Source organism: Priestia sp. MDV22-iso46 (assembly GCF_058629175.1).
Genome location: NZ_JBZVWT010000001.1, coordinates 79,497 through 103,729, shown reverse-complemented (window position 1 = coordinate 103,729; position 24,233 = coordinate 79,497). Strand labels below are relative to the sequence as shown.

Genomic DNA, 24,233 nt, shown 5'->3' with positions numbered 1-24,233 from the left:
TCCTTAAATTGTAACTGATTCGCTTCATTTTCGAAAAGAGTTTTGCCCATTTTGTCGTAAAAAAGTCATAATAAGAAGGAATATCACACCATATTGTCGAACGTATGTATATACTTGTAATGAACTGCCGAACTGCTTTTCTCTACCCTCATTGTTGAGGCAATATGGCAACTGAAACAGCTTGCTGTTAAATTCAGATTACACATCTATTCAGGAGGTGGAATGCAAAATGATGTTTGCACTTATTGTTGTAGTTGGTGTCGTAGCACTTGGCGTAGCTAGCTTCTACGTCATTAAGCGACCTCAAGGCGCTGTTGATCCTGAGGATCGCAAACCGCTTGTTTCTGTAAACGGACATGTTAAATTTGCAGAAGGAATTAATCAAATTTCCATATCTAAAATTGACATGTACGATCAGCGTCTTGTTATCAATCAAGTAGCTATTATTCCATTTAACCGTATTCAACGAGCAGAATTTTCAAAGGTTGTCAAAAATGAAAAAGGCCTTCACGGAGCTCCTGTTCAACGCTATTTCGGTGAATTAACCATTCATTTCACAGACAAGAACGGGCAAGAAACATACATTCGCTGTGAAACACCGAAAAAAAATCAATTTCACCTCATCTACCAGTACGATTTAATGAAAAGACAATTAAATAAGCGTCTTGGTCTTGAAGATCTGCAGCCTTACCTTACTCTTCAAGAACCATACGAACTATAAGAGAAAACCTCCCTTTTTCACATATTATTTCACTTCCCTGTACATACTAGAAGCGAAACTGAAAATGGGAGGTCATTCCAATGGATTTTGTCCGTTTTTTGCAATATTTTTGTTCAATCGCCGGCGCTCTATGCTTAGGGTTTACCTACTATCACATGTTCAAGCGTGACTCTCCGGTTAAAAAAGAAGAATCACAGCAAGGTGGAACTGACTAACGTTCACCTTGTTTTTTATGTGCAGGCATGTGTACTTCGCATTTTGTGGTTGAAAGTTAGATTACTTTAATCATTTGTAAAATCACGGGTGATTTTTCTAAAGGAATATCCTCTGTGTTAATGATAAGAAGTCCTTTTTGGACGCTGTAATTGGAGGAAGGCTGTAACACACCGTTTATGAATAGATTACTATATGAGTAGCTCTCAGGATCCAATATATGCTGAGTGCCGTATTCTTTTAATGCATTTTGATCTGTAAAGATGCGCTTGCTGCCTCCGGCTACCGTATAGTATTCAAAGATGCGAACTTTTTTCGGAAATATATACCTGAATTCCTGCTGGATCTACCATTTTGGTTGGTTCTCCTATAGTATTAAAAGTTACAAACTTTGCGCCTGATTCTGATACAGATGTACAAACTTAAAAGTAATAAAGTGAAGATTATGCTATCGTTTTGTTTTAAAGCGTAATGGCGTGTAAGATATATAAATCTCAGTTTTACAGAAATTTAGTGGTCACAATAAAAGCTTCTGGGGACGTAGCGCAGAAGCTTTTATTATTGTTATTTATTTAATTCAAAACGCCCAGTTCCCTTTTCTAAACACAGGCTCGCTTGTACCGTCAGCTTTGATGCCGTCGATGTCCATTTCAGCTGAGCCGATCATGAAGTCAACGTGCGTGATGCTGTCGTTTGCTCCGTTTTGTGATAGCTCTTCTTTAGACATCGTTTTTCCGCCTTCTAAACAGAAGGAATACGAGCTGCCGATAGCTAAGTGATTGGATGCATTTTCGTCAAACAGCGTGTTGTAGAAAATGATGTTTGACTGAGAAATTGGCGATTGATGCGGTACTAAGGCTACTTCTCCTAAGTATTTGGCACCTTCATCTGTTTCAATTAGGTGCTTTAACGTTTCTTCGCCTTCTTCTGCATTTACATCAACAATTTTTCCGTTTTCAAATGTTAGCGTGAAGTTTTCAATTAAGTTTCCTGCGTAGCTAAGCGGTTTTGTGCTTGTTACTTGACCGTTTACGCCGTCTTTCTTTGGAAGTGTAAATACTTCTTCTGTTGGCATATTGGCCATGAACGAGTTACCGTCTTCATTAACACTGCCTGCGCCAACCCAAATATGTTTGTCAGGAAGCTCAATTGTTAAATCTGTTCCTGGCGCTTTATAGTGAAGCTTAGCAAATCTCTTTTCATTTAAAATGTCTACTTTTGTATGTAATGAAGCGTTGTGCTCTTCCCATGCGGCCACTGGATCTTCTTGGTCTACGCGCACAGATTTAAAAATAGCTTCCCACAGTTTTTCTTGCTGCTGTTCTTCTGGAACGTCAGGAAATACTTTAGCTGCCCAGTCTTTTGAAGGAACAGCTACGATGGACCAGCTGATTTTATCGGATTGGATCGCTTCACGGAATTTTTTCATTGCTTTTCCGCTTACTTTTTGGAACGCAGCAATACGTTTGCCGTCTACTCCTTTTAGTAAGTCAGGACCGCTTGAAATTACAGATAAAACAGCGCCTCCGTTTTTCACAAGCTCTTCTCTTGCTTGAGCTTTCCAAGCAGGAAATTCATTAAATACAGATTCATCCGCTTTTTCATATTTCAAACGAACTAAATGATCGTCATGCCAGTCTACATCAACAGACTTTGCTCCGGCTTCGTACGCTTTTTTCGCAATTTCACGAACAAAATCAGCGGAAGAAATATCGGCATTAATGTTTAATACTTGCCCTTTTTGAATGTTTACACCGACTTTTACAGCTAGCTCGGCGTACTTTTCAATATTGCGCTCAAACTGTTCCATAATTTATCTCCTTTACGTATATATTCTAACGACTTTATTGTATCATGAATAAAACATCAATTAAAAATCCTAGCCTATAGTTTACATAATATAATTACGTTATTTTACAGATTATTATATAGCAAAAGTTTGTTCTCTAAGAATCAGAACAAACTTTTGTCTTTCACAGATTCAGTTTTGTAGCCGAGCCGCTCCGAAATGTTCTTACCTATATCAACCATGCGTTCTTGAAGATACGTTAATCGCTCATTTGTCATACGCATAGTAGCACCGGAAATGCTGACTGCGGCAACGACTTGACCAAGGTGATCAAAAATAGGCGCTGCGATGCAGGTAATTCCATATTCATTTTCTTCTAAATCCAGCGCATATCCTTTTTGTTTTACTTCTGAAAGTTCTCGAAGAAAGCTTTCTTCATCTGTAATGGTGTGATCGGTATGAGCTGGTAAGCCTTTTCTTTCAAGAATGCTTGTTACCGTGTTAAGCGGTAAAAAAGCTAGAATAGCTTTACCGACAGACGTACAGTGCATAGGGGCTCTTTTCCCCACTTTTGAATGCATGCGCAGCGTCTGATTGCCTTCTAATTTTTCAATATACACTACTTCACCTTGATCGTAGACAACAAGATGAATAACTTCATTTGTTTCACTTTCAAGTTCTTGCAAAAACGGCTTTGCTTCCGTTCGTAGATCAATAGAATCTAAAAGTTTTGAACTTACTTCTAAAAACTTATACCCAAGCTTGTACCGCCCGGTTTCTTGATCTTGTTCAATATAGCCGTACTGAGCAAGAGTAGTTAGAATACGGTATACGGAGCTTTTATTGATGTCCATTTGCTTTGCAATTTCTGTGACGCCTACCCCTTCTCTTTCCATGCTGACAATTGTGACGATATCCAACGCCCGGCTTACAGACTTCACCATGTTTTCTCTCTCCATTTTTCTCTCTCCTTTATGTGTCGTGTTACTGCCGGGCATTTTTTATCACTCTTATACGTTTACGCGTTCTTTCTCTGCAACAAACGGATTTTGGAGGGTTCCAATTTCTCGGATGGTGCATTCAATGACATCGTTTGCGCTCACCAGCTCCGCGCCGACCGGACTTCCTGTTAAAACCACATCTCCCGGCTTAAGGGTCATAACAGTAGAAAGGTAAGCAATCATTTGCTCAACGGAAATAATCATTAAATCTGTCGAGCTGTTTTGTTTTTCAACGCCATTTAAAAACGCTTTTACATGAATGGATTTAAAATCAAGCTCCGTTTCGATTACAGGGCCAAGAGGCGTAAATGAATCAAAGGATTTTCCAATGGTCCAGTGCCCGTCTTCATGAAAATAATCCGGAGCCGTTACATCGTTTCCAATTGTATACCCAAATATATAGTCCAGCACGTCTTCTTTTGCGATGTTCTTTGCTTCTTTTCCAATAATAACTGCAAGCTCAGACTCAAACTTGACGTGCTTAATCGCAGTTGGAATGACAATGTCTTCGTTTGGACCAATCACAGAGGATACGGGCTTAAAAAAGAAGACAGGAATAGAAGGCAGTTCTCTTGGCAGCTCCGACTTCGCGGCTGCATAATTTGCACCTATTCCAATAATTTGAATCGGCTCTAAAGGAGCCAAAAGCCTTACTTCACTCAGTGAAAAAGTCTGTCCTGTATAGTCCCATTTCTCAAATATATTTCCTTTAATGACGCTGATCGTATCCTCTTTTAGTACACCTGTATGACGGCTATCTTGTACAGCGAACCTTACAAATTTCATGACATAACTCCTTTTTCCATTTGCTTGATTTTAATAAGGATAGTAGATAGTCAGATTCTTGAGATGCAAGTACAGCCTGCCATCTCTATGCTGACAGGCCGTTTTTTTACTGTTTTATAGCTGCTTTTGCCTTTGCTTCGATACGGCGACGGTGTAAAATTGGCTCCGTATAACCGTTTGGCTGATCATAGCCTTGAAATACTAAATCGCAGGCTGCCTGAAAAGCAATGGATGTGCTGTAGTTCGATGCCATTGGCTGATACAGAGGATCATTTTCATTTTGTTGATCCACTACTTTTGCCATTCGCTTTAGCGTTTCCGTTACTTGTTCTTTTGTACAAATTCCATGATGAAGCCAGTTAGCTACGTGCTGACTGGAAATACGAAGCGTTGCCCGGTCTTCCATTAGCCCTACATTATTAATATCCGGTACTTTTGAGCACCCTACTCCTTGGTCGACCCATCTCACTACATACCCAAGTATTCCTTGAGCATTGTTGTCGAGCTCCTGCTGAATTTCATCTTTGCTCCAATTTGGTTTTTCTGCCACAGGAATTTGCAAAATGTCATCTTGTAAATCAGTAGACTGAGTAAGCAATTCGTTTTGAACATCTCTTACATCAATTTGATGATAGTGAAGAGCATGAAGCGTTGCTGCTGTTGGTGAAGGTACCCATGCCGTATTCGCTCCTGCTTTTAAATGCCCCACTTTTTGTTTAAGCATTTCCGCCATCATATCCGGCATTGCCCACATTCCTTTTCCGATTTGAGCGCGGCCTTGGAATCCGCTTGCTAATCCTACATTTACATTAGACTGCTCGTAGCCTTGAAGCCATCTAGACGCTTTCATATCATTTTTACGGATAACAGCGCCCGCTTCCATTGAGGTATGAATTTCGTCACCTGTTCGATCCAAGAATCCAGTATTAATAAAAGCCACTCGGTCTTTTACTTCTTTGATACACGCTTTTAAATTAAGCGTCGTGCGGCGCTCTTCGTCCATTACGCCAATTTTAATCGTATGACGCTCAAGCCCTAGCATATCTTCAATTGAATTAAATAACGTGTTGGCAAAAGCCACTTCTTTGGAGCCGTGCATTTTCGGTTTAACGATATAGATAGAGCTCTTTTTAGAATTTTGATACGTGCCGTTTTTAAGCAAGGTGTGTTTGGCAATTAAACTAGTAATCACGCTGTCTAAAATACCTTCATAGATTTCGTTGCCATTTCGATCTAAAACAGCGCTGTTTGTCATTAAATGCCCAACGTTTCGAACAAACATAAGCGAACGGCCAGACAGTGAAATCTTTTTCTTGCCGGGAGAAATATAGGTACGGTCTGGATTTAAACGCCTTGTTATTTTTTGACTTCCTTTTTTAAAAGTAGACGTCAAATCACCTTTCATTAATCCCAGCCAGTTGCGGTAAACATCTACTTTATCTTCTGCGTCTACTGCCGCTACTGAATCTTCACAGTCCATAATCGTCGTAAGAGCTGCTTCCATTAAAATATCTTTTACACCCGCATCGTCTGTTTTACCAATCGAATCCGTACGATCAATTTGAACTTCAAAATGCAGCCCGTTGTTTTTGAATAAAAGAGCATCAGGGCTTTCTTCTTCCCCTTGATACCCTACAAATTTCTCTTCTTCCTGTAATTCGGTTAAACTGCCATCGTTTAATTGAGCGACAAGCTTTCCATTTTCAAGGCTGTACTGAACCACTTCCGCATGAGAAGACTGAACGAGCGGAACAACTTCATCAAGAAAATTCTTCGCAAACGCAATAACTTTTTCTCCTCGAATTGGATTATAAGAACTCGTGCGCGAAGCTCCATTTTCTTCACTGATTGCATCAGTGCCGTAAAGAGCATCATAGAGACTTCCCCAACGTGCATTAGCAGCGTTAATAGCATACCGGGCATTATTTACAGGTACAACAAGCTGCGGTCCTGCCTGATAGGCAATTTCGCTGTCTACTCCTTCTGTACCAATAAGGAAATCTTCTGTCTTGTCTTCTAAATAGCCAATTCTCGTTAAAAACGATTTGTATTCGTTAAAGTCACCGTCAGGATTTTCTTGATGCCACGCATTAATTTGAGCTTGCAGCTGATCACGCTTTTCTAACAAACGTTTATTTACGGGTGTTAACTCGGTTACTAACGCTTCAAAATCAGACCAAAAATTTTCTGTACTTAGGCCGCTGCCCGGAAGAGCTTCCTCATTGATAAATTGATAGAGAACTGGAGCTACTTTTAGATTTCCAACTTGTTTGTAGTTTGTCACCGTCTGTTTCCTCCTCTTACTCTTTTACATTTTTAAATTTGGACGCGCTTTCATTTCTTTTTGCCAAAATGATTAAGACGAACATATGCGGTACTGTTTCTTATTACGAAACAGCGTTTTATTTTTGTTAAAAAAATCATATCATCGAGCGAATATATTTTCAAGAATTTTCTAAAAATATTCTATTTTTTTCATTTCTTTTTTGACTTCAGCGCAGCGGCTCGGACTTGGAAACAGCTTTCCTGCATTTAATAGATTTTTAGGATTAAATACTTCTCGTATATTCGTTTGTGCTTGAATTTCATCTTCATTGAAAACAAATCGCATTTCTTCTTTTTTTTCAATGCCCACGCCGTGTTCGCCGGTAATCGTTCCTCCTGCTTCTGCACATACTTGCAAACATGCGCTTCCGGCGTCGAGTGCTTTTTCAGTTTCCCCGGGCTTTCTAGCATCAAATAATACAAGCGGATGCAAGTTCCCATCTCCGGCGTGAAAAATATTGGCAATGCGAAGGCCAGATTCTTCGCTAATTTTGTTAATTTGCTTCAGCACTTGAGGCAGTTTACTTCTTGGAATAACGCCGTCTTGTACGAGATAGTCAGGGGATATAGCTCCCATCGCTCCAAATCCTGTCTTACGATTTGCCCACCACCTCGCGCGCTCTTCTTCACTTTCAGCTACTTTCACTTCCCGTACGTTTTGTTTTTTACATACGTCTAAAATACGAAGGATTTGCTCTTTGATACCAGCTGAAATGCCGTCTACTTCAATTAATAAAAGAGCTTCAATATCTCTAGGGTGTCCGACTGGAAACGCAGCAGCTTCCACTCCTTCAATGGCGGTTTTATCCATCATTTCAAGCGCAGCAGGCACAATGCCGGCTGATATAATGTCTGATACCGCTTGGCTGCCGTCTTCTACGCGGTCGAAATAGGCAAGAACCGTTTGTTTTGCTTCGGGGTTTTTCAAAATGCGTACCGTAATTTTTGTAACGATTCCTAACGTCCCTTCTGATCCTGTTAAAAGTCCTAATAGATCATACCCCGGTTCGTCTGGAATACCTTGCTTGCCAAGCTCAATTACATCTCCATTTGGAAGCACCACCTCTAACCCTAAAATATGGTTGGTAGTTACCCCATATTTAAGACAGTGTGCCCCTCCTGCATTTTCCGCTACATTTCCACCAATTGTGCAGCAATACTGACTCGAAGGATCCGGTGCATAATAATATCCTTTTTCAGAGATTGAATTGGTTAATCTAAGATTAATAAATCCCGGCTCTACAACGGCACGTCTGTTTTCATAGTCGACGCTAAGAAGGCGCTTCATTTTCACTAAACTAATAACCACCTCATTATTAAGAGGAATCGCTCCCCCGCTCAGCCCTGTGCCTGCTCCTCTTGCAAGAAAGGGCAAATCGTTTTCATTGCAGTATTTAACAATACTAGAAACTTCTTTTGTATTTTGAGGAAATACCACCGCTTTAGGCAAGTGTCTGTGAATGGTAAACCCATCGCAGTCGTACGCAAGCAAATCTTCTTTATGATGCAAAATAGAATGAGGGTCTACTAGCTGAGAAAGATTTTTTACGTGAAGATCTTTTATTCTATTTTTCTTCAACACGATGCGCTTCCTCCTCTTCTTTTTGATAGGCCCACTCCAAAAGCTGTACCGTGTGAACAATTTGTTGACTTCGTCCATATTTTTTTACTCCTACTGCCATCTGCAGCATGCATCCCGGGTTTCCCATTGAAATCATTTCTACGTCATGAGGCACATGTTCCATTTTACTTTGAAGCACAGCTCCCGCCATATCAGGGTTTGTTAAATTATAAATTCCTGCGCTTCCACAGCACCGGTCGGCATTAGCCATATGAACCATTTCAACTCCGGGAATAGAGAGTAAAATATCTCTTGGTTCTTCTCTAACTCCTTGGCCATGAGCTAAATGGCAAGCGTCGTGATACGTAATGCGCGTATTCAGCTTTGTCTGCGGAGGGCGATATCCCGTATTGTGAAGGTATTTTGAAATATCCTGGACTTTTTCAGCAAAGACTTCGGCTTTTTCAAGCCACTCTTGCTCTTCTTCTCTAAACAGTTCAGGATACTCTTTTAACATGCAGCCGCATCCCGCAGCGTTTACAATAATCGTGTCCGCATGTTGAAACGCCTCTATATTTTTTTTTGCAAGCTTCCTTCCCATGTCTCTGTCTCCTGCATGAACGTGCAAAGCACCACAGCAAGTCTGAGACTGAGGAATAACAACGTCGTTTCCGTTTCTTCTTAATACATTAAGAGTCGCTTCATTAATATCACTGAACATGACGTCCATGATGCAGCCAGTTAAAAAAGCAACTTCTGCTTTTTTTTCTGCTTTTGCTTTTAGAACGCGTTTCTTTTTATATTTTTTCCGAACAGAACGGGTAATCTTAGGCATTACATATTCCATTTCTGTTAGATGTGTTGGCATCATATTTAACATGCCTGTTGTGCGCACCATTTTCTGCATTCCGCTTTTTTGATACAGCTTTAATAAGCTTCCTGCAGCTTCCAAGCGGTGGGAATGAGGAAAAAGTTCCTTAAGAAAAAATTTGCTGATCATCCCTTTCCAGCCGGTCAAAGGCATCGCCTGACGAATTTGGCCGCGAGCTTCTTCAATGAGTCCGCCAACGTCTACATTTGCAGGGCAAGCAGTTGTACAGGCACGGCAGTCCAAACAGGAAAACACAGGGTCTGTAAACTGCTCATTCACGCTTATTTTCCCTTCTGCTACCGATTTGATAAGGTGCACGCGTCCTCTTGGTGAATGCTGTTCTTGCCCCGTTATTTCATAAGTAGGACAAGACTCCAAGCACATTCCGCAGTGTACACAATCCGCCCATTTTTTTTCGTCTGGCGCGTCTTTCCACAAATAATTGCTAACGCTTTGACATGGAGCATCTTTGATATCCGCTTTCGCTGAATTCACTTAGATTCCTCCTATAAATCGTTTATAGTTAAGCACGTTTTTAGCGTCCATCTTTGCTTTAATTCCTGCTAGTAACGGAAAATGAGAAGGTTCTTCTCCCCATACATTTACTTTTTGGCGCAGTATAAAAGGCAAATGTTTAACGACCACATATCCTCCGTACGTTTTAGCAGTTTCAGTAAATGAAGTAATAACGGAAAGAATGGCATCTTCTGAGCCTTTTATGTAGATCGAACAAAGACCATGTCCAACTCCTCCATGTGCTTTTATCAGCATTGGACGGGACGTTTTTAACACCGTACTTTTAGTTATCACATCCAGTACATTCATATTTGGTACGCCGACTTTTAAAGTGGCTTCCGTTTCTTCTTCTGAAGAACAACGTGCACCATTTGGACTAATGTTACTAAAAAACCCCCAAAATACCTCGGCTTCTTTTTCCTGCAGTATTTTTAAAATTGTATCAGCAGGCTGAATGCTTTTGATATAATTCTCTTGATAATGTACGGAACTTTCCACGTCTTCAAAGCTGATCACAAGCGTAAACAGATGCTGCCCTATTACATCTTCAGCTAGAGAGGGATTTAATAATTCCAAAGCAACGGGCTCTATAATTGAATCTAAGACTTTGCTAACAAACGCATGAATTTCTTCGATATTGCCTGTTGAAAAAGAAATAAAGACAATGCTTTGATACTTAGGCAGCGGACGCAGCTTTAACGTTATTTCGGATATAACGCCGAGCGTTCCCATTGAACCAATAAACAGCTTATTCATATCATAACCAGCCACGTTCTTGACGACTTTTCCCCCTGAACGAACAATGGTTCCATCTGAATATACGACTCTCATACCGATTACTGCATCTCGAGCTGATCCATAAGACAAGCGCTTTGGACCACTTTCATTCGCTGCTATAACTCCGCCGATTGTAGCGTAGTCTCCTAGAGCTGGATCAAGTGAAACTTGCTGATTGTGCGTTTTTAAATACGTTTGCAGCTCTCCAAACGGCGTACCAGCTTTTACAGTAACCGTCATATCACCTACTGTATGTTCAACAATTCCGCTGTATTCAGTCAGCGAAAGCAAAAGGTCTGCTGTATCTATAAGTCCGCCAAATCCCTTTTTTGTACCACTCCCTTCAATGACGACTTTTTTTCCGTGTTCCGTCGCATACTTTAAAACGGCTGCTATTTCTTGTTCTGAAGTTGGCTTAACACGAAGCGCTCCGTTATTTCCAAGGAATTGATTCATATGCTGTTCTTCAAGTGTGGAAGGATGAGATAAAATGGATTTTAAATGACCTGGAAGCTCTAACGTACTCAATAAATTGACTCCTCTCGTTTTGTAATAGCAAACAACGTTTCACTAATAACATAAAGAAGTGCCATGTGTAATACGACTGAAAGTAGTAGATTAATAAGAAGGATAATTAGTAGAATAGATGAAAAGATATATTTTAAGCGCTTACAATCATTAAATCACCTATTCTTGGGATTTTCAACCAGTATTTTCTTCTTATCAACAAAAAAATGTCCGTTCTTTTGAAAAAAAGTTTCTTTTAGTACTTGCCTATCATAAAAGGATTAGAATATAATGTAAGCGAATTCATTTTTACATAAGTCGTCAGATGACCTTATCATCGTAGTTTTAATGGTTTCGTTTTACTAAATTTATAGTTCACTAATTTGAAAATGAGGTGTTAGTTATGACATGGACACAGCAGTTCACTCCTGTAGGAAACAGCGTCATTTGGTCTTCATTAATCGCTTTGATTCCTATTCTTTACTTCTTTTGGGCTCTGGCTATTAAACGAATGAAAGGTTATATGGCTGGAGTTACAACTTTACTGGTCGCACTTGCCGTTGCAATACTTGCTTATAAAATGCCGGCTAGCATGGCTTTTATGTCAGCCAGTCAAGGAGCCGTATACGGTATACTGCCGATTGGATGGATTATCATTACGTCCGTTTTTCTTTACAAACTAACCGTAAAAACCGGTCAGTTTGATATTATTCGTACCTCTGTCGTATCTATTACAGAAGATCGCAGACTTCAAGCTTTGTTGGTTGCTTTTTCGTTTGGGGCTTTTCTTGAAGGGGCCGCTGGTTTCGGCGCACCTGTTGCTATTTCAGCAGCTCTGCTGGTAGGTTTAGGATTTAATCCACTATATGCCGCTGGCTTATGTTTATTAGCAAACACAGCACCTGTTGCTTTTGGTGCAATCGGTATTCCTATCACGGCTATGGAAGGTCCTACTGGAGTAGCGGCAATGGAAATCTCTAAAATGGTAGGCCGCCAGCTTCCTTTTATTTCTGTATTTATTCCGCTGTATTTGGTTTTTGTAATGGCAGGATTTAAGAAAACATTAGAAGTACTCCCTGCTATTCTAGTATCCGGCGTCTCTTTTGCCCTTACCCAGTTTGTCAGCTCTAACTTTTTAGGACCTGAACTTCCCGATATTTTATCGGCACTCGTTTCACTTTTTGCACTCGCTATTTTCTTAAAATTCTGGAAACCGAAAACAACGTTTCGCTTTCAATCTGAAAAAGCAGCACATGAAGTAGCTTCCGCTTCAGCTGAGCCAAGAGAAACTCAAGATCAACCCGCATTCACGGGGGCTCAAATTGCAAAGGCGTGGTCACCTTTTTTAATTTTAACGATCTTTATTTCTATATGGGGAATTCCTCAAATTAAAACCGCTTTGACAGGACATTATGAAGGAGCTAACGCTTTTTTGAGCGCTATCAATTCCATCGGACATTATTTAACGTTTATGCCAGAAGTACCTTGGTTAAATAATTTAATTTTAAATGGAAATGGAGAACCGATTGCGGCAGTGTATAAGTTAGAATTACTAGGCGCTGCGGGCACAGCTATCCTGTTGTCTGCTGTTGTCACAAAATTTATCGTCAACATCTCTTGGAAAGACTGGTTCATTACGTTTAACGAGACGTGCAAAGAATTAGCGCTGCCACTGCTTACCATTATGTCCGTTGTGGCATTTGCTTACGTGACAAATGCGTCTGGAATGAGTACAACCTTAGGACTGCTGTTAGCTAAAACAGGCGCGTTATTTCCCTTTTTCTCTCCTGTACTCGGCTGGCTCGGTGTTTTTATTACAGGATCAGATACTTCAGCCAACTTATTATTCGGCAACTTGCAAAAAATCACGGCTACGTCTATTGGAATGGACCCGCTTCTTGCGCTTGCAGCAAACTCTTCTGGTGGAGTAACCGGTAAAATGATTTCACCGCAGTCCATCGCCGTTGCCTGTGCTGCGGTTGGGTTGGCGGGAAAAGAGTCCGATTTGTTTCGTTTCACGGTGAAGCACAGCTTATTTTTACTGCTGATTGTCTGCGTATTAACATTTTTACAATCTAATGTATTATCGTGGATGATTCCTTAAACAAAAAAAGCTTCCGTATCTAGAGGTACCCCTCTGAACGGAAGCTTTTTTTCTTTTATTTAAGATCGATTAATGGCATATACAACAAATAAAACTATATCTAGCAAAATCATCACAACACCAACAAGCAGCCAGATGTTTCCTTGAGTCTTTTTCTCTCCTTCTTGCATTTCAAACGCTCGAATAGCAAATACAATTCCAAGGGTAAACACAAGAAAAAACAGCTGACGGTAATCGAAAAACGACAGTACAACAAAAATTAAAGTGAAAAACACCATAATCATTTCTAAAATCCGATAAGGCTGCTTTTGACATGCTAATAATAGTTTCATTTCTTGACCTACTTTCATCCCGTTTTTAATAGCGTTATTTTACTATTAATTTTAAATGAGATGTTAGTGTTTCGAGCACTGTTCACTGTTTTGTAACAAAAAAGCGTACGTTAGTTAAACGCACGCTTCTTTTTTATTCATTTACATTTGGATTCATTGGATTATCAATCCCTGTTTTATCTTGAATTTTTTTATAGATAAAATACGTGTAGACAGCAATTAAAATGGAGAATGCCCACGTAACGGCCTGACGGAATACAATCATGTTCCCGTACCCTTCTACTCCGTACTTTTGAATCAATACGTATTTTACAATTGCTAAAAATACGTAGCGACCTGCGAACAGTACTGTAAGCCAGTTCATCATTTTGAATAAATCAGGCTGGTGGAAGAGTTTTAGAGAGTCTTCTCGCTTATAGCCCATTAAGTAAGCCGTATCTACAAAAAAGTACAAACCAATTGGCTTTTTTATCACAATGGTAAAAAGGACAACTACAGCCAGTCCAATCATAAAGTATACTTGATTGTTTAACATCGTTGCTGCGTTTCCTGAAATTAAATCAATAATGGTACGTGCCAGTAGCGTAATGACAATAAACAATCCTGTTACGTTAAACTGGCGATCTTTAATAAATGTATAAATGGTATACACAAACGCTGGTGCTGTTGAAAGCAAAATGGCATAGTAATCACCAATAATGTCTTTTCCTTGGTTCCATATTAGGTAAGGAATAGCGATATAAAAAAGCAAATCAAACCATACTCGTTTTGTATTGTTCATATATAACTCCTTTAAAAACGTTGTTCCTGCTATTATATGGGATACTACGCAAGAAAAAAAGGCTTTTACCTGGAATGTTATGAAATTTTAATCATTTGATGTTTAGATCCAGAGCGACAGGGAAAACGATTTCTAGAAAGACTTCAAGAATCATAAACATCCAAACACTTGAGCAGCAATACATGTGCCACAAGTGAAAAATGCTGAAAGGATTGATTCATTATCGCACTTCACCTAACGTACACGTCAGAAATGGAAAAGGCCATGCAGCTTTCTCACGGCGTGGGGTATGCTGAATATAGCCGTAAACTAGACAAACGTCTACAAGTGGAGAAAGAACGAGAAAAAGATTATCAGGCTAGCAAAGATATACTGCGTGATATTAACCAGCATCGATAATAAAAAGCCGCTTGCTACCAAGAGTAGCAAGCGGCTTTTTATTTACAAATGAACCAAATTTATACATAATAAGGAAGTGCGTGTATCAAAGAAAGGAACTTGCTTATTATGATAGAAAAATTACTTATTATTTGTGTATTTGTAGGAATTATTCATATGATTGAAACACTAGCCTACTCTGTGAGACTTGCGGGCTTGAAAACTCGGAAGCTAGTCGTGGCTCTATCTCTTTTTAATATCATTGTCATTGTTTCAAGAACAGCTAATATGGTGCAAGCTCCGCTGACCGGCAAATTAGGAGATGCGGTTCAGTCTAAAGAAGATTTGCCCGTTCTGCTTCATCAGCTTCAAACTATCTTGCTCGCGGCCTCTATTGGGACAATCGCAGGTGCTCTTTTAATTCCTAGCTTTGTATCAATCTTCTCTCGAATGATTTCACACTTAGAAGTAGCGGGATCTGTACCCAAAATGATGAAAAATATTGCTTCCATACATACGCTTGAGAAAGCAAAAAAACACGTGAAGCGTCCTAGGTGGATTATGCTGTCTCAGCTGCGAATAGGCGGAGTGCCCAAGCGGTTGCTTCTTTTGAATTTAATGGCTACGACCATTTATACAGTAGGTGTTCTTTCCACTCTTTATGCTTCTACGCTCGAGCCTACTCTTTCTAAATCAATTCTGATGTCATCTGGCCTTATTAACGGACTAGCGATGATTACCCTTGCTGTGTTTGTAGATCCGCAAGTAGCCATTTTAACTGAAAAGGTAATGAAAGGTGAATCCACTAAGCAATCTATGAACAAAATGGTTGGTACACTCGTCATCTCTCGTTTGTGCGGGACAGTGTGTGCCCAGATTCTCTTAGTCCCCGCTGCTCTTTATATTGCATGGATTTGCAAATTAATCCCTTAGAAAAAAGACTTCGTTAAAGAAGTCTTTTTATACATATTCCACTTTTTTGTATCTATGAACAGCAGCAATTAAAAGAAAAAAACTGCTCATTAACGTAACAACTACGGTATAGGTGAAACTTTGTGACCAGTGCAATTGTTCAAGCAGACGAGCGGCGTATTGTGACAGTGCTGCAGGACTCCACTTTAATTGATTCGTAAACAAAGTACTCAAAAATGAAAGTAACGCAATGATCAAAATGCTTACTCCAGCAATCCCTCCGCTTTGTAAAAGGAATGTTCCAGCTGCCACTAAAACGGACAAGATAAAAATCAGCCACAGACTGTATAAAAGAAAGCTAACTAGCATATGAGTCCAATCCACATATGAAAATAAAAGATTTGTATAATACCATGCTGCTATATAGCTTATAAACGTTGAGCCAATGACCAGTACGATTTGCGCAGCCCATTTACTCATAATGTATTGAATGATGCTCACCGGTCTCATCATAACAAGTACAGCAGCATGATTTTGTCGTTCATTTGAAATCATATTCATGCTTGCTAGTACAATCAGTAAGGTTCCTATTGTGCTATATTGTGAAAGGACACCTTGCATTACTTCTTGACCGGTGGGCGTAGGAAGTTGAATAATTGCTCCTTTTGGTAAATTCCCTGCCATGTTAATGATTTGTGGCATATAATAATTCGTTAAAGGCTGTGTGATGCCTAGTAAAATTAGAGAAATTGGCAGCCAAATTCCTTTGCCGTTCGCAAATAATTCATGCAGTTCCTTTTTAAATAAGACTCCAAATGTGTTCATTTGTTCATCACCTCTAGATACACATCTTCGAGAGAATGCTGTTTTCGTTCAAATAAAACAAGGTTTGCTTGTTGATCAACAAGCAGTTGAAGCAGTTGCTGCTGCTGAGATGTATCTTTTACACCTACAGTGGCTTTATAAGGAGAATGAAACAGCACCTGTTCACTTGGCAGACTGCTAAGTGATGCAGGGAGCCTTTCTTCTGTTTCAATCGTAAAAGCAGGAGCCGTAAACTCTTGGCGCAGCGAACTCTTTGTTCCATTCCATTTCATACGTCCGTTTTTAATCATGATAATGTTATCGCATATTTGTTCTGCATCATGCAAAATGTGAGTTGAAAAAAGGATGGTCGTATCTTTTTTTAATGTTTCGATAATCATTAGGACATCTTTTCTGCCTTCAGGATCCAAAGCCGAAACCGGTTCATCTAGAATTAGCAGTTCAGGTTTATGTAACAAGGCTTGCGCCAAGCCCAAACGTTGTTTCATTCCTCCAGAAAAGCCAGCAATTTTCTGCTTTTCCTTTCCTTTTAAACCTACAGTTTCAAGTACTTCATCTATTCGTTGGGAAAGCACATTTTTTGAAATGTTAGATAAAAGACCTAAAAAAGTTAAATACTGCTGAGGCGTCATCCAATTAAAAAACGTAGGATGCTGTGGCAGAAAGCCAATAAATGATCGTACGTCTTGATGTTGTTTATCTTCAAAAGAAATTTTCCCTTTATTAGGTGCAGTAAGACCTGCAATCATATGCAAAGTAGTCGTCTTACCTGCACCATTAGGGCCTAACAACGCTGCACATTTTCCTTTGTCGAGATTAAATGAAAGGTTATTCACAACAGTTATATTACGATACGCTTTTGTCAGTCTTTCTACTTGCATAAACATCTTAGCTCCACCTCACTGTTTTTTACGTCCTAAAACAAAATATAAAACGGGACCAACTGTACTTACACATAAAATGATGAGTCCCCATAACCATTTTGGCCCGTTTGTCTCTTCTTGCTTTATGCAGCTTATCAATGCTGGAATCATTAAAAGCAATTGTAAGAATAGAATTGGAGCAATTAACAACCAATTAATGTCCTTCATTTACATCCCCCTTTTTCTTCGTGCTGGAAGCCAAATAATAAAAAACCAATAAAACAGCGTTGGCATTGGAATTTGAATCAGTCCCCATATTCCCCAAAACCATGGATGAGCGCCGCGTTTTTTTGCATTGATAAAAAGTAGAAAGCTTTGAAGAAGGAGAAATGGTGAAATAAACAGCACAAGAATCCATTTTTCATTCATTATAAAAACATCTCCTTTTTTCGTTTATAGTGAAAAACGATAAAAGAAATAGGAGCAACAATGATCCCAATTACTTCAATGGCGATAAATAAGGCAGGTATTTGTAAAATAGCAGTTGCCATTACCGTTAAAATAACAAGTGCTGTTAATGTAAATAAGCATAACTCTTTCCGGAAAGCTTTTTTCTGCTTTTGTTTTTGAATGAGAAGCTGTTCTTGAATTGCATGAAGAGAAATACGTTCATGACTTGCTAAACTCTCTAGCTGCTCCCAATCTTTTTTTAAAGAATGTAAGGACTGATTGTCATTTTCTTCTCTCATTCTTTCCACTCCTTTCTCAGTATGTTTACTCCTTTATTTACTCTTGATTTGACCGTTCCTGCTCGCATATTCAGCATATGGGCAATCTCATCGTATGTATATCCGTAATAATGTCGAAGCAAGACAGGAATTCGAAAGCGCGAATCGAGTTCATTAAAATCGGAAAACATCTCGCTCCATTCCACTCCTTTGTATTTAGCTTTCCACTGAAGCTGGTGCGATAAAGACTGCTTTATTCGCTGGAGACTGCTTTTTTCACGTTTTTGCTTACGCAAATAATCCATGTACAGTCTTGAAGCAATGGATATCATCCAAGTCGAAAACTTTGCTTCATTTTTGTATGAAGAAAGATTCACGTAACACTTCATCATTGCTTCCTGACACAATTCACTGCATAAGTCCTCATCTAATGTCAGCTTTAAAAGGTATTTATATAAAAATGAATGATAGCGCTGAAATAATAATGAAAAGGCATCATCATCACCTTGTAATGCTTTTTGGACAAGGATGAAATCATCTTGTTCCAAAGCGGTCACCCCTCCTTTTTGTTTCATCACCTATATGACGCTTTAGCGATTGAAATCGTTCATTTTTTATATAAAAAAAACGCCCCGCAGGACGTTTTTATTTAGTACGAAGCATTTTTAATCCTTCTTCATCTTCTTCTAATGAATAGACTTCATCGTTTTTAGCGAATAAAACACCGTGGAAGATTTGAAGATCATCATCACAGGCCTCGCAAAATTCCTTTTCGCCTTCGTTCCAAAAGCTAAAGAGCGCTAGTTCATCACTTCGCACGCTCGCGTATTTTTGATGAAATTCATAAATCATCATCGCGTAGTAGCGAAGCGCTTCTTCTTTTTTTTCAAATTCAATGGTTTCAATAATATCTTTTTCCCAGCCTTCTAAAAACAGCCAAGGTTCACAATCACTTTTTATTTTATGAACTCTCCATTTATCTGTCATAATTGAACATCTCCTTACGTACAGCTTACTTCTAAAAATTCTCTTTTCCTTATTATTCAGCAAAAATAACTTTGAATCAAGTAAAACGGAAAAAAACGCCTATTTTCAGGAAATAGACGCCAACAAGGTAGCTTAATCTGAACTTCTTTTTTATATTAATAATAGCTCCTTAAACTATAAGGAACTAAATTACCCGTATAGTACTGGGTAACGGGAGGAAAAACGCCCGCTGAAGGCGTAATTTTTCCCCACCAATATGGTTTTTTCCCCCATCAGTTGTCCATTGCTCCATCAGGTGACACGACAAATCCAATTGGACGTGCAAATGAAGGCATAAAATGCGGATAAAACGAATACTGAAAAGGCGTGTAGAAAGAAGAGTAAAATATCTCTTTCCTTAGCCGTTTCCAAAGCCGGTTTGGTCAGAACCATCCGGATCGAGCGTATTTGTATTAGAAAGTCCCGAATTTGTATTTACACAAATTCCTGTATTTGAAGAGCCCGAACCTTGTGCAGTTTTACTGTTACTTTTTGGAGAAACATAGTACGTGTCGCCAAACGTAACGACTCCTCCTGTAACGTTTGGAATCACTACATGATTAATAACAATCGGCATTATCCTCACCCTTTTTATTTTCATCGTGATGTAATATATGAACGATTTATCAAAAGGGTTATAAATTAATGGATATAAATAAAAAATCCCCCTGCAGAATGGGGTATTTTTACGCTTTTACCTCTTTTTTAGAATGACTTAATTCATCTCTTAGAATATCAAAATCTCGTTCTGCTACTTCTTCAATTTTAGTATACAATTCCTTCTCTGTTAGAAGTCCTTTTTCTTCAAGTAATTCGACAAGAGCCTTAAACTTTATTCTAGATAAAAGCATTTCGTTTACCGTGCTCTCTGTTGGCTGTTCATTTTTCACTTGTTCTTTTTCTTTAACAGGTTCTTGCTGCAGCTTTACCCTGAAAACAATATTTGTATGATCTGTAATTTCAGGTGACTGATAAAATGTGCTGTGCGAAATGTTTTTTAGTGTTAGCGTTTCTTTTGTCTCCATATTTGTTACTTCAAAATACGGATCCTCAAAAAATGCATCATATTTATCATAAGCTGCTTTGCCTACAACCGAAAAAGAAAAGTTTAGCCTTTTCAACTCTTCACCTGTATTCGCATCAGTAATCATTTTTTCTTCAAACATATCAACGTGAAAATTTACGTTATTAATCATTAGTTGTGTCAATTCAATCGCCTCCTTCTTTATTAATACGACATGGAGTGACACGTTCCCTGTTTTTTTATATAAAAAACATCTCCCAAAAATGGGGATGTTTTTCAAGGAGCTAGAAAAATGCTCTTTTTTAGCTCTACAATTCTTCTTCTGCTTTGTCATATTTGCGTTCGTGCGCCGTATCTTCTTCGTTATCACGAATGGTTTTTTGGAGCACAAAAGCAGACATCGTTAAGTATAATGTTCCAACGGCATAATAACCTTTTACCGGTAATGATGCATCTAAGGTATAAATTCCTATAAACATAGCTAATAGTGCTGTAATAAAAGCTGTCCATGCTAAAAATGTAAAAGCTGCTGTATTACGCTTTTTCATCGTATGACCTCCTCTTTTCCTTTTTCTGTTAAGCGTCGCTTTCATTTTACATTGTAAAATAATTGTTGTCATGGGTATTTATAGTCAGTTACCCTTTTAATCAGAACAAGAAACGGAAGAATTTGGGTCTTACATCTTATTTTTATCGTAAAGCTTTTTTTCGAAATGATTAGATATATGGAATTTCTCTTTAAAAGTATGTTCATTCGTTTTCATTAAGAGAAGCTCCAGGTAATTATTGCAATAAAAAAATCATCGCCGAGACGATGATTTTTTGTTTAGCCTTCAAAGTATTCTTTATAAAAGCCGCCGACTTGGCCAGTGTTATCAACAACAAAATAAAACTCTTCTGTTTCGTTTTTCACATCATATGTTTTTCCTGCTGTTAAGACATTTTCAACCACGAATTTTTTTGCATCTGTATGTATGCATTTTACTTGTTTAATTGTTGGACGATCGTTCCATTCTAAATGAATCATGTATGTACACTCCTTTGTTTTCATTCAAGATTCATTTTATCTTACTTGAAGTAAAAAAGAAACGGAGCGAATTTAAAAATTAAAAAATTCGCTCATGCACTTTTTTTTTGGCAACTGTTGCTTGTACAAACTGTGCTGTTTGTGCAACAATTGTGTCTTTATCAAAATCCATCGACGCAACATGGTAAGAGTTTCGAAGCATGTGCTGTCTTTTTTCTGCTGATTGAATATGGTTTAAGATATAAGCTGAATTCTCAGGCGGTACTACGTTATCAACTGTTGATGTTAGTACTAAAGCCGGGCACGTTACATAAGATAAGCGTTCTTTCGTTTCATCCATTAAAGAAAGCAGCTCACGCATAGAACGCACTGGTACTTTATCATACGTAATTTCATGTACGTTTGGATCTTTAATATCAGGATGCTCTTCTTTTAAATAACGAGGCGTATGACGAGAACGATAAGGCTCCATTGAAGGAATGGACGTCATAGCCGGATTGATTGCAATAACTCCGTCAAGATCTAGTCCTTGACTCGCTGTATGAAAGGTAAGAGTGCCTCCCATGGACTGACCTAAGATAAATACATGACGGCATTCTTGCTTCAAACGCTGATACCCATTTAAAAAGTCTTGCTTCCATTCCTGGTACGTTGTTTGTTCAATATCATAGTAGTGAGTACCATGTCCCGTTAGTCGCAAACCGTACACAGTAAAACCTTTTTCAGCTAATTCTTTTCCGATATATTCCATACTTTGAGGAGTCCCCATAAATCCATGAGAAACAAGTATACCAATGTCGTTGCCTTTATAATAAAAAGATTCTGCGCCTTGAATTACGTCATAACGTTCCATTTTCTTCACCCTTTATCACAAATTTTCTGACTAAATGAACTATCTTTATAATACACCTATAATTCCTATAAGTCAACTGGGGTATTTATTTTTTTACGATTCAAAAAGAACGAAGCAAGAATTATCTCTTGCTTCGTTCTTTTTGAATATGTGGAAATACTAGCTCAGCAAACGTATATGCTTCTTCTAGATGCGGGTAGCCTGATAAAATAAATGTATCTATTCCTAGCTCTTTGTACTCTTTTAAACGATCCGCTACAATTTCAGGACTTCCAACAAGAGCAGTTCCAGCACCTTCTCGTGCTAAGCCAATTCCCGCCCATAGATTCGGAGCAATCTCCAGTGCCCCTCGATCTTTTGTGCCGCTGTGCAAACTTGACTGTGTTTTTTGGGCAATGGAGTCAAATGACGCAAACTTATCTTGAAACGCTTTGATCGTATCATCATCAACATGTTTAATTAATTTATCTGCAGATTCCCACGCTTCGTCTTCCGATTCTCTTACAATAACGTGCAGGCGAATACCAAAGCGAATGTCCCTACCTTCGTTTGCAGCTTTTTCTTTCATCTCATCAATTTTTGTTTTAATCACTGCGGGCGGTTCTCCCCATAACAAATATACATCTGCATGCTTTGCTCCTACTTCTTTTCCTGCTGGAGAAGACCCGCCAAAGTACAGCGGAGGATACGGTTTTTGGACAGGAGGCGATGGAATGTACGCGCCTGTTACATCAACATGTTCTCCTTTGTAGTCGACTTTTTTTCCTTCCATTACATCTCGCCAAATCGTTAAAAATTCATCTGTTAACTCATAGCGTTTATCGTGGCTTAAATAGTTACCGTACGTTGCTTGCTCCACGGGATCTCCTCCCGTCACAATATTTAACATAAGTCGGCCGTTTGACATTTGATCGAATGTCGAAGCCATCCGTGCTGAAAGTGTTGGCGACATTACACCCGGGCGAAGTGCAATTAAAAACTTCAGTCGATTCGTAACGGAAGCAAGTGCCGACGCAATCACCCATGAATCTTCACAATTTGAACCAGTAGGCAACAAAGCGCCGTCATATCCTAGATAATCCAGTCCATGTGCGATTTGCTTTAAGTAGTGAATGTCGCTTGTTCTGCTTCCTTCGGTTGTGCCTAGATAATGTCCGTCGCCTGCTGTAGGGAAAAACCATAAGATGTTCATTTCTATTTCCTCCTAAATATTCTCGTATTCTATATAAAGCGTTTTCATGTTGTTTGTTCAATTCTTGTCCGCTAATTACAGAGATGCATTTTTATATTAGCGTATGTAATACTACTCTTTTTATTTATTAAATTAGTAAAATCATAATACCTCTTTAACCTATATGTCAAGTATGAATTAGGATAAAAAAACAAGAATTAAAAGTAATTCTTGTTTGCTCTATTTCCTCATACGTGAAGCCATCGCGTTAGCAAGGGTTGATTTTGTTGATATATTTTCAAACGATAAACCTAAATGAGAAGCGGTAATTGCGATTTCAGGACGTACCCCAGAGATAGTTGATTCTACACCTATTAATTTTAATGCATCAATCAGCTGGAAAATCTGATGAGCAACCATCGTATCAACAATAACTACTCCTGAAATATCAATATAAAGGTGATTCACTTGCTGTTCAGCGCAGCGAGTTAACGTATTTTCTAAAATTCGGCGCGCTCTTGCTGTGTCGATGTCCCCAACAAGCGGAAGAATCGCAATATGATCGCTTAGTGGAATAACTGGCGAACTCAGCTCATTAATCAGTTCTTTGTGTGCTTCAAGCAACCGCTTTGAATGCTGATGGTGCTCTTCTACAAATTTATAAACGGTGATATCAAACACGCGTACAATCAATTCGTTCCATTCATCTAGTTCTTCTTGCGTAATATCTTGCTCGCACTCTTCTACAAATTGATTTAAATACGTTAAATACTGTTTTCTAACTCGGAAAAATTCTCGAATAATATAATGAATAGGCGTTCTTACATGCTCTCCGTCTTCCGCAATCTTTAAAATCCACGTTTCAAATGAATCAAAAAATTCTTTTTCATTTTTTATAAATACATCGGCTATGTATAAATGAAATTCATTATTTTGATCTTTTAATACTGAAATGACTTCCGGATGAGTAGATGCATAAACCGATTCTGGGTCATTGTCTTCAATGCTTTCATACCATTCTTCCGTCAGTTGATCTGCATGTTTTAAAAAAAACATACGAAGTGCTTCATTTTTATTCAAAACGATTCCCCTTTCCATACGAGCTACTACTATCATTATAATTTAACTTTTTCACCCTTACT

General features: G+C 38.7%; 29 protein-coding genes. 5 read left to right on the top strand and 24 right to left on the bottom strand.

Going from position 1 to position 24,233, the window contains the following annotated elements:
• The first annotated feature begins 229 nt into the window (after positions 1-229).
• Together AC4NPH_RS00545 and AC4NPH_RS00540 are read left to right on the top strand one after the other, a co-directional pair.
• Positions 230-721, top strand: a complete 492-nt coding sequence (locus tag AC4NPH_RS00545; RefSeq protein ID WP_013057549.1) for a hypothetical protein — start codon at positions 230-232, stop codon at positions 719-721.
• A gap of 80 nt (positions 722-801) precedes the next feature.
• Positions 802-936, top strand: a complete 135-nt coding sequence (locus AC4NPH_RS00540) for a hypothetical protein (protein ID WP_013057550.1) — start codon at positions 802-804, stop codon at positions 934-936.
• Positions 937-992: 56 nt separating this feature from the next.
• On the opposite strand, the gene AC4NPH_RS00535 is transcribed toward AC4NPH_RS00540, so the two are convergent.
• From AC4NPH_RS00535 to AC4NPH_RS00500, 8 genes are all read right to left on the bottom strand, one after another.
• A complete protein-coding gene (locus tag AC4NPH_RS00535) occupies positions 993-1,238 on the bottom strand; it encodes a DUF4183 domain-containing protein (RefSeq protein WP_476643711.1) in 246 nt (81 codons plus the stop codon).
• Between the two features lie 273 nt (positions 1,239-1,511).
• On the bottom strand, positions 1,512-2,744 hold the full coding sequence (locus AC4NPH_RS00530) for an aminopeptidase (RefSeq protein WP_053487397.1): 1,233 nt from the start codon (positions 2,742-2,744) through the stop codon (positions 1,512-1,514).
• Positions 2,745-2,887: 143 nt separating this feature from the next.
• A complete protein-coding gene (locus AC4NPH_RS00525) occupies positions 2,888-3,682 on the bottom strand; it encodes an IclR family transcriptional regulator (RefSeq protein ID WP_013057552.1) in 795 nt (264 codons plus the stop codon).
• Positions 3,683-3,733: 51 nt separating this feature from the next.
• Entirely contained in the window at positions 3,734-4,510 is a 777-nt protein-coding gene (locus AC4NPH_RS00520) for a fumarylacetoacetate hydrolase family protein (RefSeq protein WP_013057553.1), read from the bottom strand.
• Between the two features lie 106 nt (positions 4,511-4,616).
• Positions 4,617-6,794 carry a malate synthase G gene (locus tag AC4NPH_RS00515; RefSeq protein ID WP_491938529.1) on the bottom strand — a complete coding sequence of 726 codons (2,178 nt, stop codon included), beginning with the start codon at positions 6,792-6,794 and terminating at the stop codon, positions 4,617-4,619.
• A 171-nt stretch (positions 6,795-6,965) separates the two neighbouring features.
• Positions 6,966-8,417 carry an FAD-linked oxidase C-terminal domain-containing protein gene (locus AC4NPH_RS00510; RefSeq protein ID WP_053487399.1) on the bottom strand — a complete coding sequence of 484 codons (1,452 nt, stop codon included), beginning with the start codon at positions 8,415-8,417 and terminating at the stop codon, positions 6,966-6,968.
• Complete coding sequence (locus AC4NPH_RS00505; RefSeq protein ID WP_097812569.1) at positions 8,401-9,762, bottom strand: (Fe-S)-binding protein; 1,362 nt, start codon at positions 9,760-9,762, stop codon at positions 8,401-8,403. Before AC4NPH_RS00505 ends, AC4NPH_RS00510 begins: the two co-directional genes overlap by 17 nt.
• A complete protein-coding gene (locus tag AC4NPH_RS00500; RefSeq protein WP_053487400.1) occupies positions 9,763-11,088 on the bottom strand; it encodes an FAD-binding oxidoreductase in 1,326 nt (441 codons plus the stop codon).
• Positions 11,089-11,470: 382 nt separating this feature from the next.
• Here AC4NPH_RS00500 and AC4NPH_RS00495 point away from each other — a divergent pair, with 382 nt between their 5' ends.
• A complete protein-coding gene (locus AC4NPH_RS00495; RefSeq protein WP_029322459.1) occupies positions 11,471-13,171 on the top strand; it encodes an L-lactate permease in 1,701 nt (566 codons plus the stop codon).
• Between the two features lie 59 nt (positions 13,172-13,230).
• Here the strand turns inward: AC4NPH_RS00495 and AC4NPH_RS00490 are convergent, their stop codons facing one another.
• Positions 13,231-13,503 (bottom strand): hypothetical protein, encoded by a 273-nt coding sequence (locus AC4NPH_RS00490; protein ID WP_223260190.1) that lies wholly within the window; start codon positions 13,501-13,503, stop codon positions 13,231-13,233.
• 133 nt (positions 13,504-13,636) lie between these two features.
• On the bottom strand, positions 13,637-14,284 hold the full coding sequence (locus tag AC4NPH_RS00485) for a VC0807 family protein (RefSeq protein WP_029322461.1): 648 nt from the start codon (positions 14,282-14,284) through the stop codon (positions 13,637-13,639).
• Positions 14,285-14,536: 252 nt separating this feature from the next.
• On the opposite strand from AC4NPH_RS00485, the gene AC4NPH_RS00480 reads away from it, so the two are divergent.
• Complete coding sequence (locus AC4NPH_RS00480; RefSeq protein WP_014459567.1) at positions 14,537-14,683, top strand: YuzK family famiily protein; 147 nt, start codon at positions 14,537-14,539, stop codon at positions 14,681-14,683.
• Positions 14,684-14,791: 108 nt separating this feature from the next.
• On the top strand, positions 14,792-15,595 hold the full coding sequence (locus AC4NPH_RS00475; protein ID WP_013057566.1) for a lipid II flippase Amj family protein: 804 nt from the start codon (positions 14,792-14,794) through the stop codon (positions 15,593-15,595).
• Positions 15,596-15,622: 27 nt separating this feature from the next.
• Here AC4NPH_RS00475 and AC4NPH_RS00470 read toward each other — a convergent pair whose 3' ends face one another.
• From AC4NPH_RS00470 to AC4NPH_RS00405, 14 genes are all read right to left on the bottom strand, one after another.
• Complete coding sequence (locus AC4NPH_RS00470) at positions 15,623-16,399, bottom strand: ABC transporter permease (RefSeq protein WP_013057567.1); 777 nt, start codon at positions 16,397-16,399, stop codon at positions 15,623-15,625.
• Complete coding sequence (locus AC4NPH_RS00465; protein WP_013057568.1) at positions 16,396-17,286, bottom strand: ABC transporter ATP-binding protein; 891 nt, start codon at positions 17,284-17,286, stop codon at positions 16,396-16,398. Before AC4NPH_RS00465 ends, AC4NPH_RS00470 begins: the two co-directional genes overlap by 4 nt.
• A gap of 12 nt (positions 17,287-17,298) precedes the next feature.
• On the bottom strand, positions 17,299-17,490 hold the full coding sequence (locus AC4NPH_RS00460; RefSeq protein WP_013057569.1) for a PLD nuclease N-terminal domain-containing protein: 192 nt from the start codon (positions 17,488-17,490) through the stop codon (positions 17,299-17,301).
• Positions 17,491-17,691, bottom strand: a complete 201-nt coding sequence (locus AC4NPH_RS00455; protein WP_013057570.1) for a hypothetical protein — start codon at positions 17,689-17,691, stop codon at positions 17,491-17,493. It abuts the gene before it with no gap.
• Entirely contained in the window at positions 17,691-18,011 is a 321-nt protein-coding gene (locus tag AC4NPH_RS00450) for a YxlC family protein (protein ID WP_013057571.1), read from the bottom strand. Before AC4NPH_RS00450 ends, AC4NPH_RS00455 begins: the two co-directional genes overlap by 1 nt.
• On the bottom strand, positions 18,008-18,565 hold the full coding sequence (sigY, locus tag AC4NPH_RS00445; RefSeq protein WP_223260193.1) for an RNA polymerase sigma factor SigY: 558 nt from the start codon (positions 18,563-18,565) through the stop codon (positions 18,008-18,010). The genes AC4NPH_RS00450 and sigY overlap by 4 nt, the downstream gene beginning before the upstream one ends.
• A 70-nt stretch (positions 18,566-18,635) precedes the next feature.
• Positions 18,636-18,977: a DUF1033 family protein gene (locus AC4NPH_RS00440; protein ID WP_013057574.1), complete on the bottom strand. Its 342-nt coding sequence runs from the start codon at positions 18,975-18,977 to the stop codon at positions 18,636-18,638.
• 397 nt (positions 18,978-19,374) lie between these two features.
• On the bottom strand, positions 19,375-19,593 hold the full coding sequence (locus tag AC4NPH_RS00435; RefSeq protein WP_013057575.1) for a spore germination protein: 219 nt from the start codon (positions 19,591-19,593) through the stop codon (positions 19,375-19,377).
• A 109-nt stretch (positions 19,594-19,702) separates the two neighbouring features.
• The gene (locus AC4NPH_RS00430; protein ID WP_013057576.1) at positions 19,703-20,224 is read right to left on the bottom strand and encodes a hypothetical protein; all 522 of its coding nucleotides are present in this window, start codon (positions 20,222-20,224) and stop codon (positions 19,703-19,705) included.
• Between the two features lie 124 nt (positions 20,225-20,348).
• The gene (locus AC4NPH_RS00425; RefSeq protein WP_013057577.1) at positions 20,349-20,588 is read right to left on the bottom strand and encodes a YiaA/YiaB family inner membrane protein; all 240 of its coding nucleotides are present in this window, start codon (positions 20,586-20,588) and stop codon (positions 20,349-20,351) included.
• A 278-nt stretch (positions 20,589-20,866) separates the two neighbouring features.
• The gene (locus AC4NPH_RS00420; RefSeq protein WP_013057578.1) at positions 20,867-21,067 is read right to left on the bottom strand and encodes a DUF6501 family protein; all 201 of its coding nucleotides are present in this window, start codon (positions 21,065-21,067) and stop codon (positions 20,867-20,869) included.
• A gap of 79 nt (positions 21,068-21,146) precedes the next feature.
• Complete coding sequence (locus AC4NPH_RS00415) at positions 21,147-21,920, bottom strand: alpha/beta hydrolase (protein WP_013057579.1); 774 nt, start codon at positions 21,918-21,920, stop codon at positions 21,147-21,149.
• A gap of 121 nt (positions 21,921-22,041) precedes the next feature.
• Complete coding sequence (ssuD, locus tag AC4NPH_RS00410) at positions 22,042-23,112, bottom strand: FMNH2-dependent alkanesulfonate monooxygenase (RefSeq protein ID WP_013057580.1); 1,071 nt, start codon at positions 23,110-23,112, stop codon at positions 22,042-22,044.
• A gap of 219 nt (positions 23,113-23,331) precedes the next feature.
• Positions 23,332-24,207 carry an STAS domain-containing protein gene (locus AC4NPH_RS00405; RefSeq protein WP_061859278.1) on the bottom strand — a complete coding sequence of 292 codons (876 nt, stop codon included), beginning with the start codon at positions 24,205-24,207 and terminating at the stop codon, positions 23,332-23,334.
• Between the last annotated feature and the right edge of the window lie 26 nt (positions 24,208-24,233).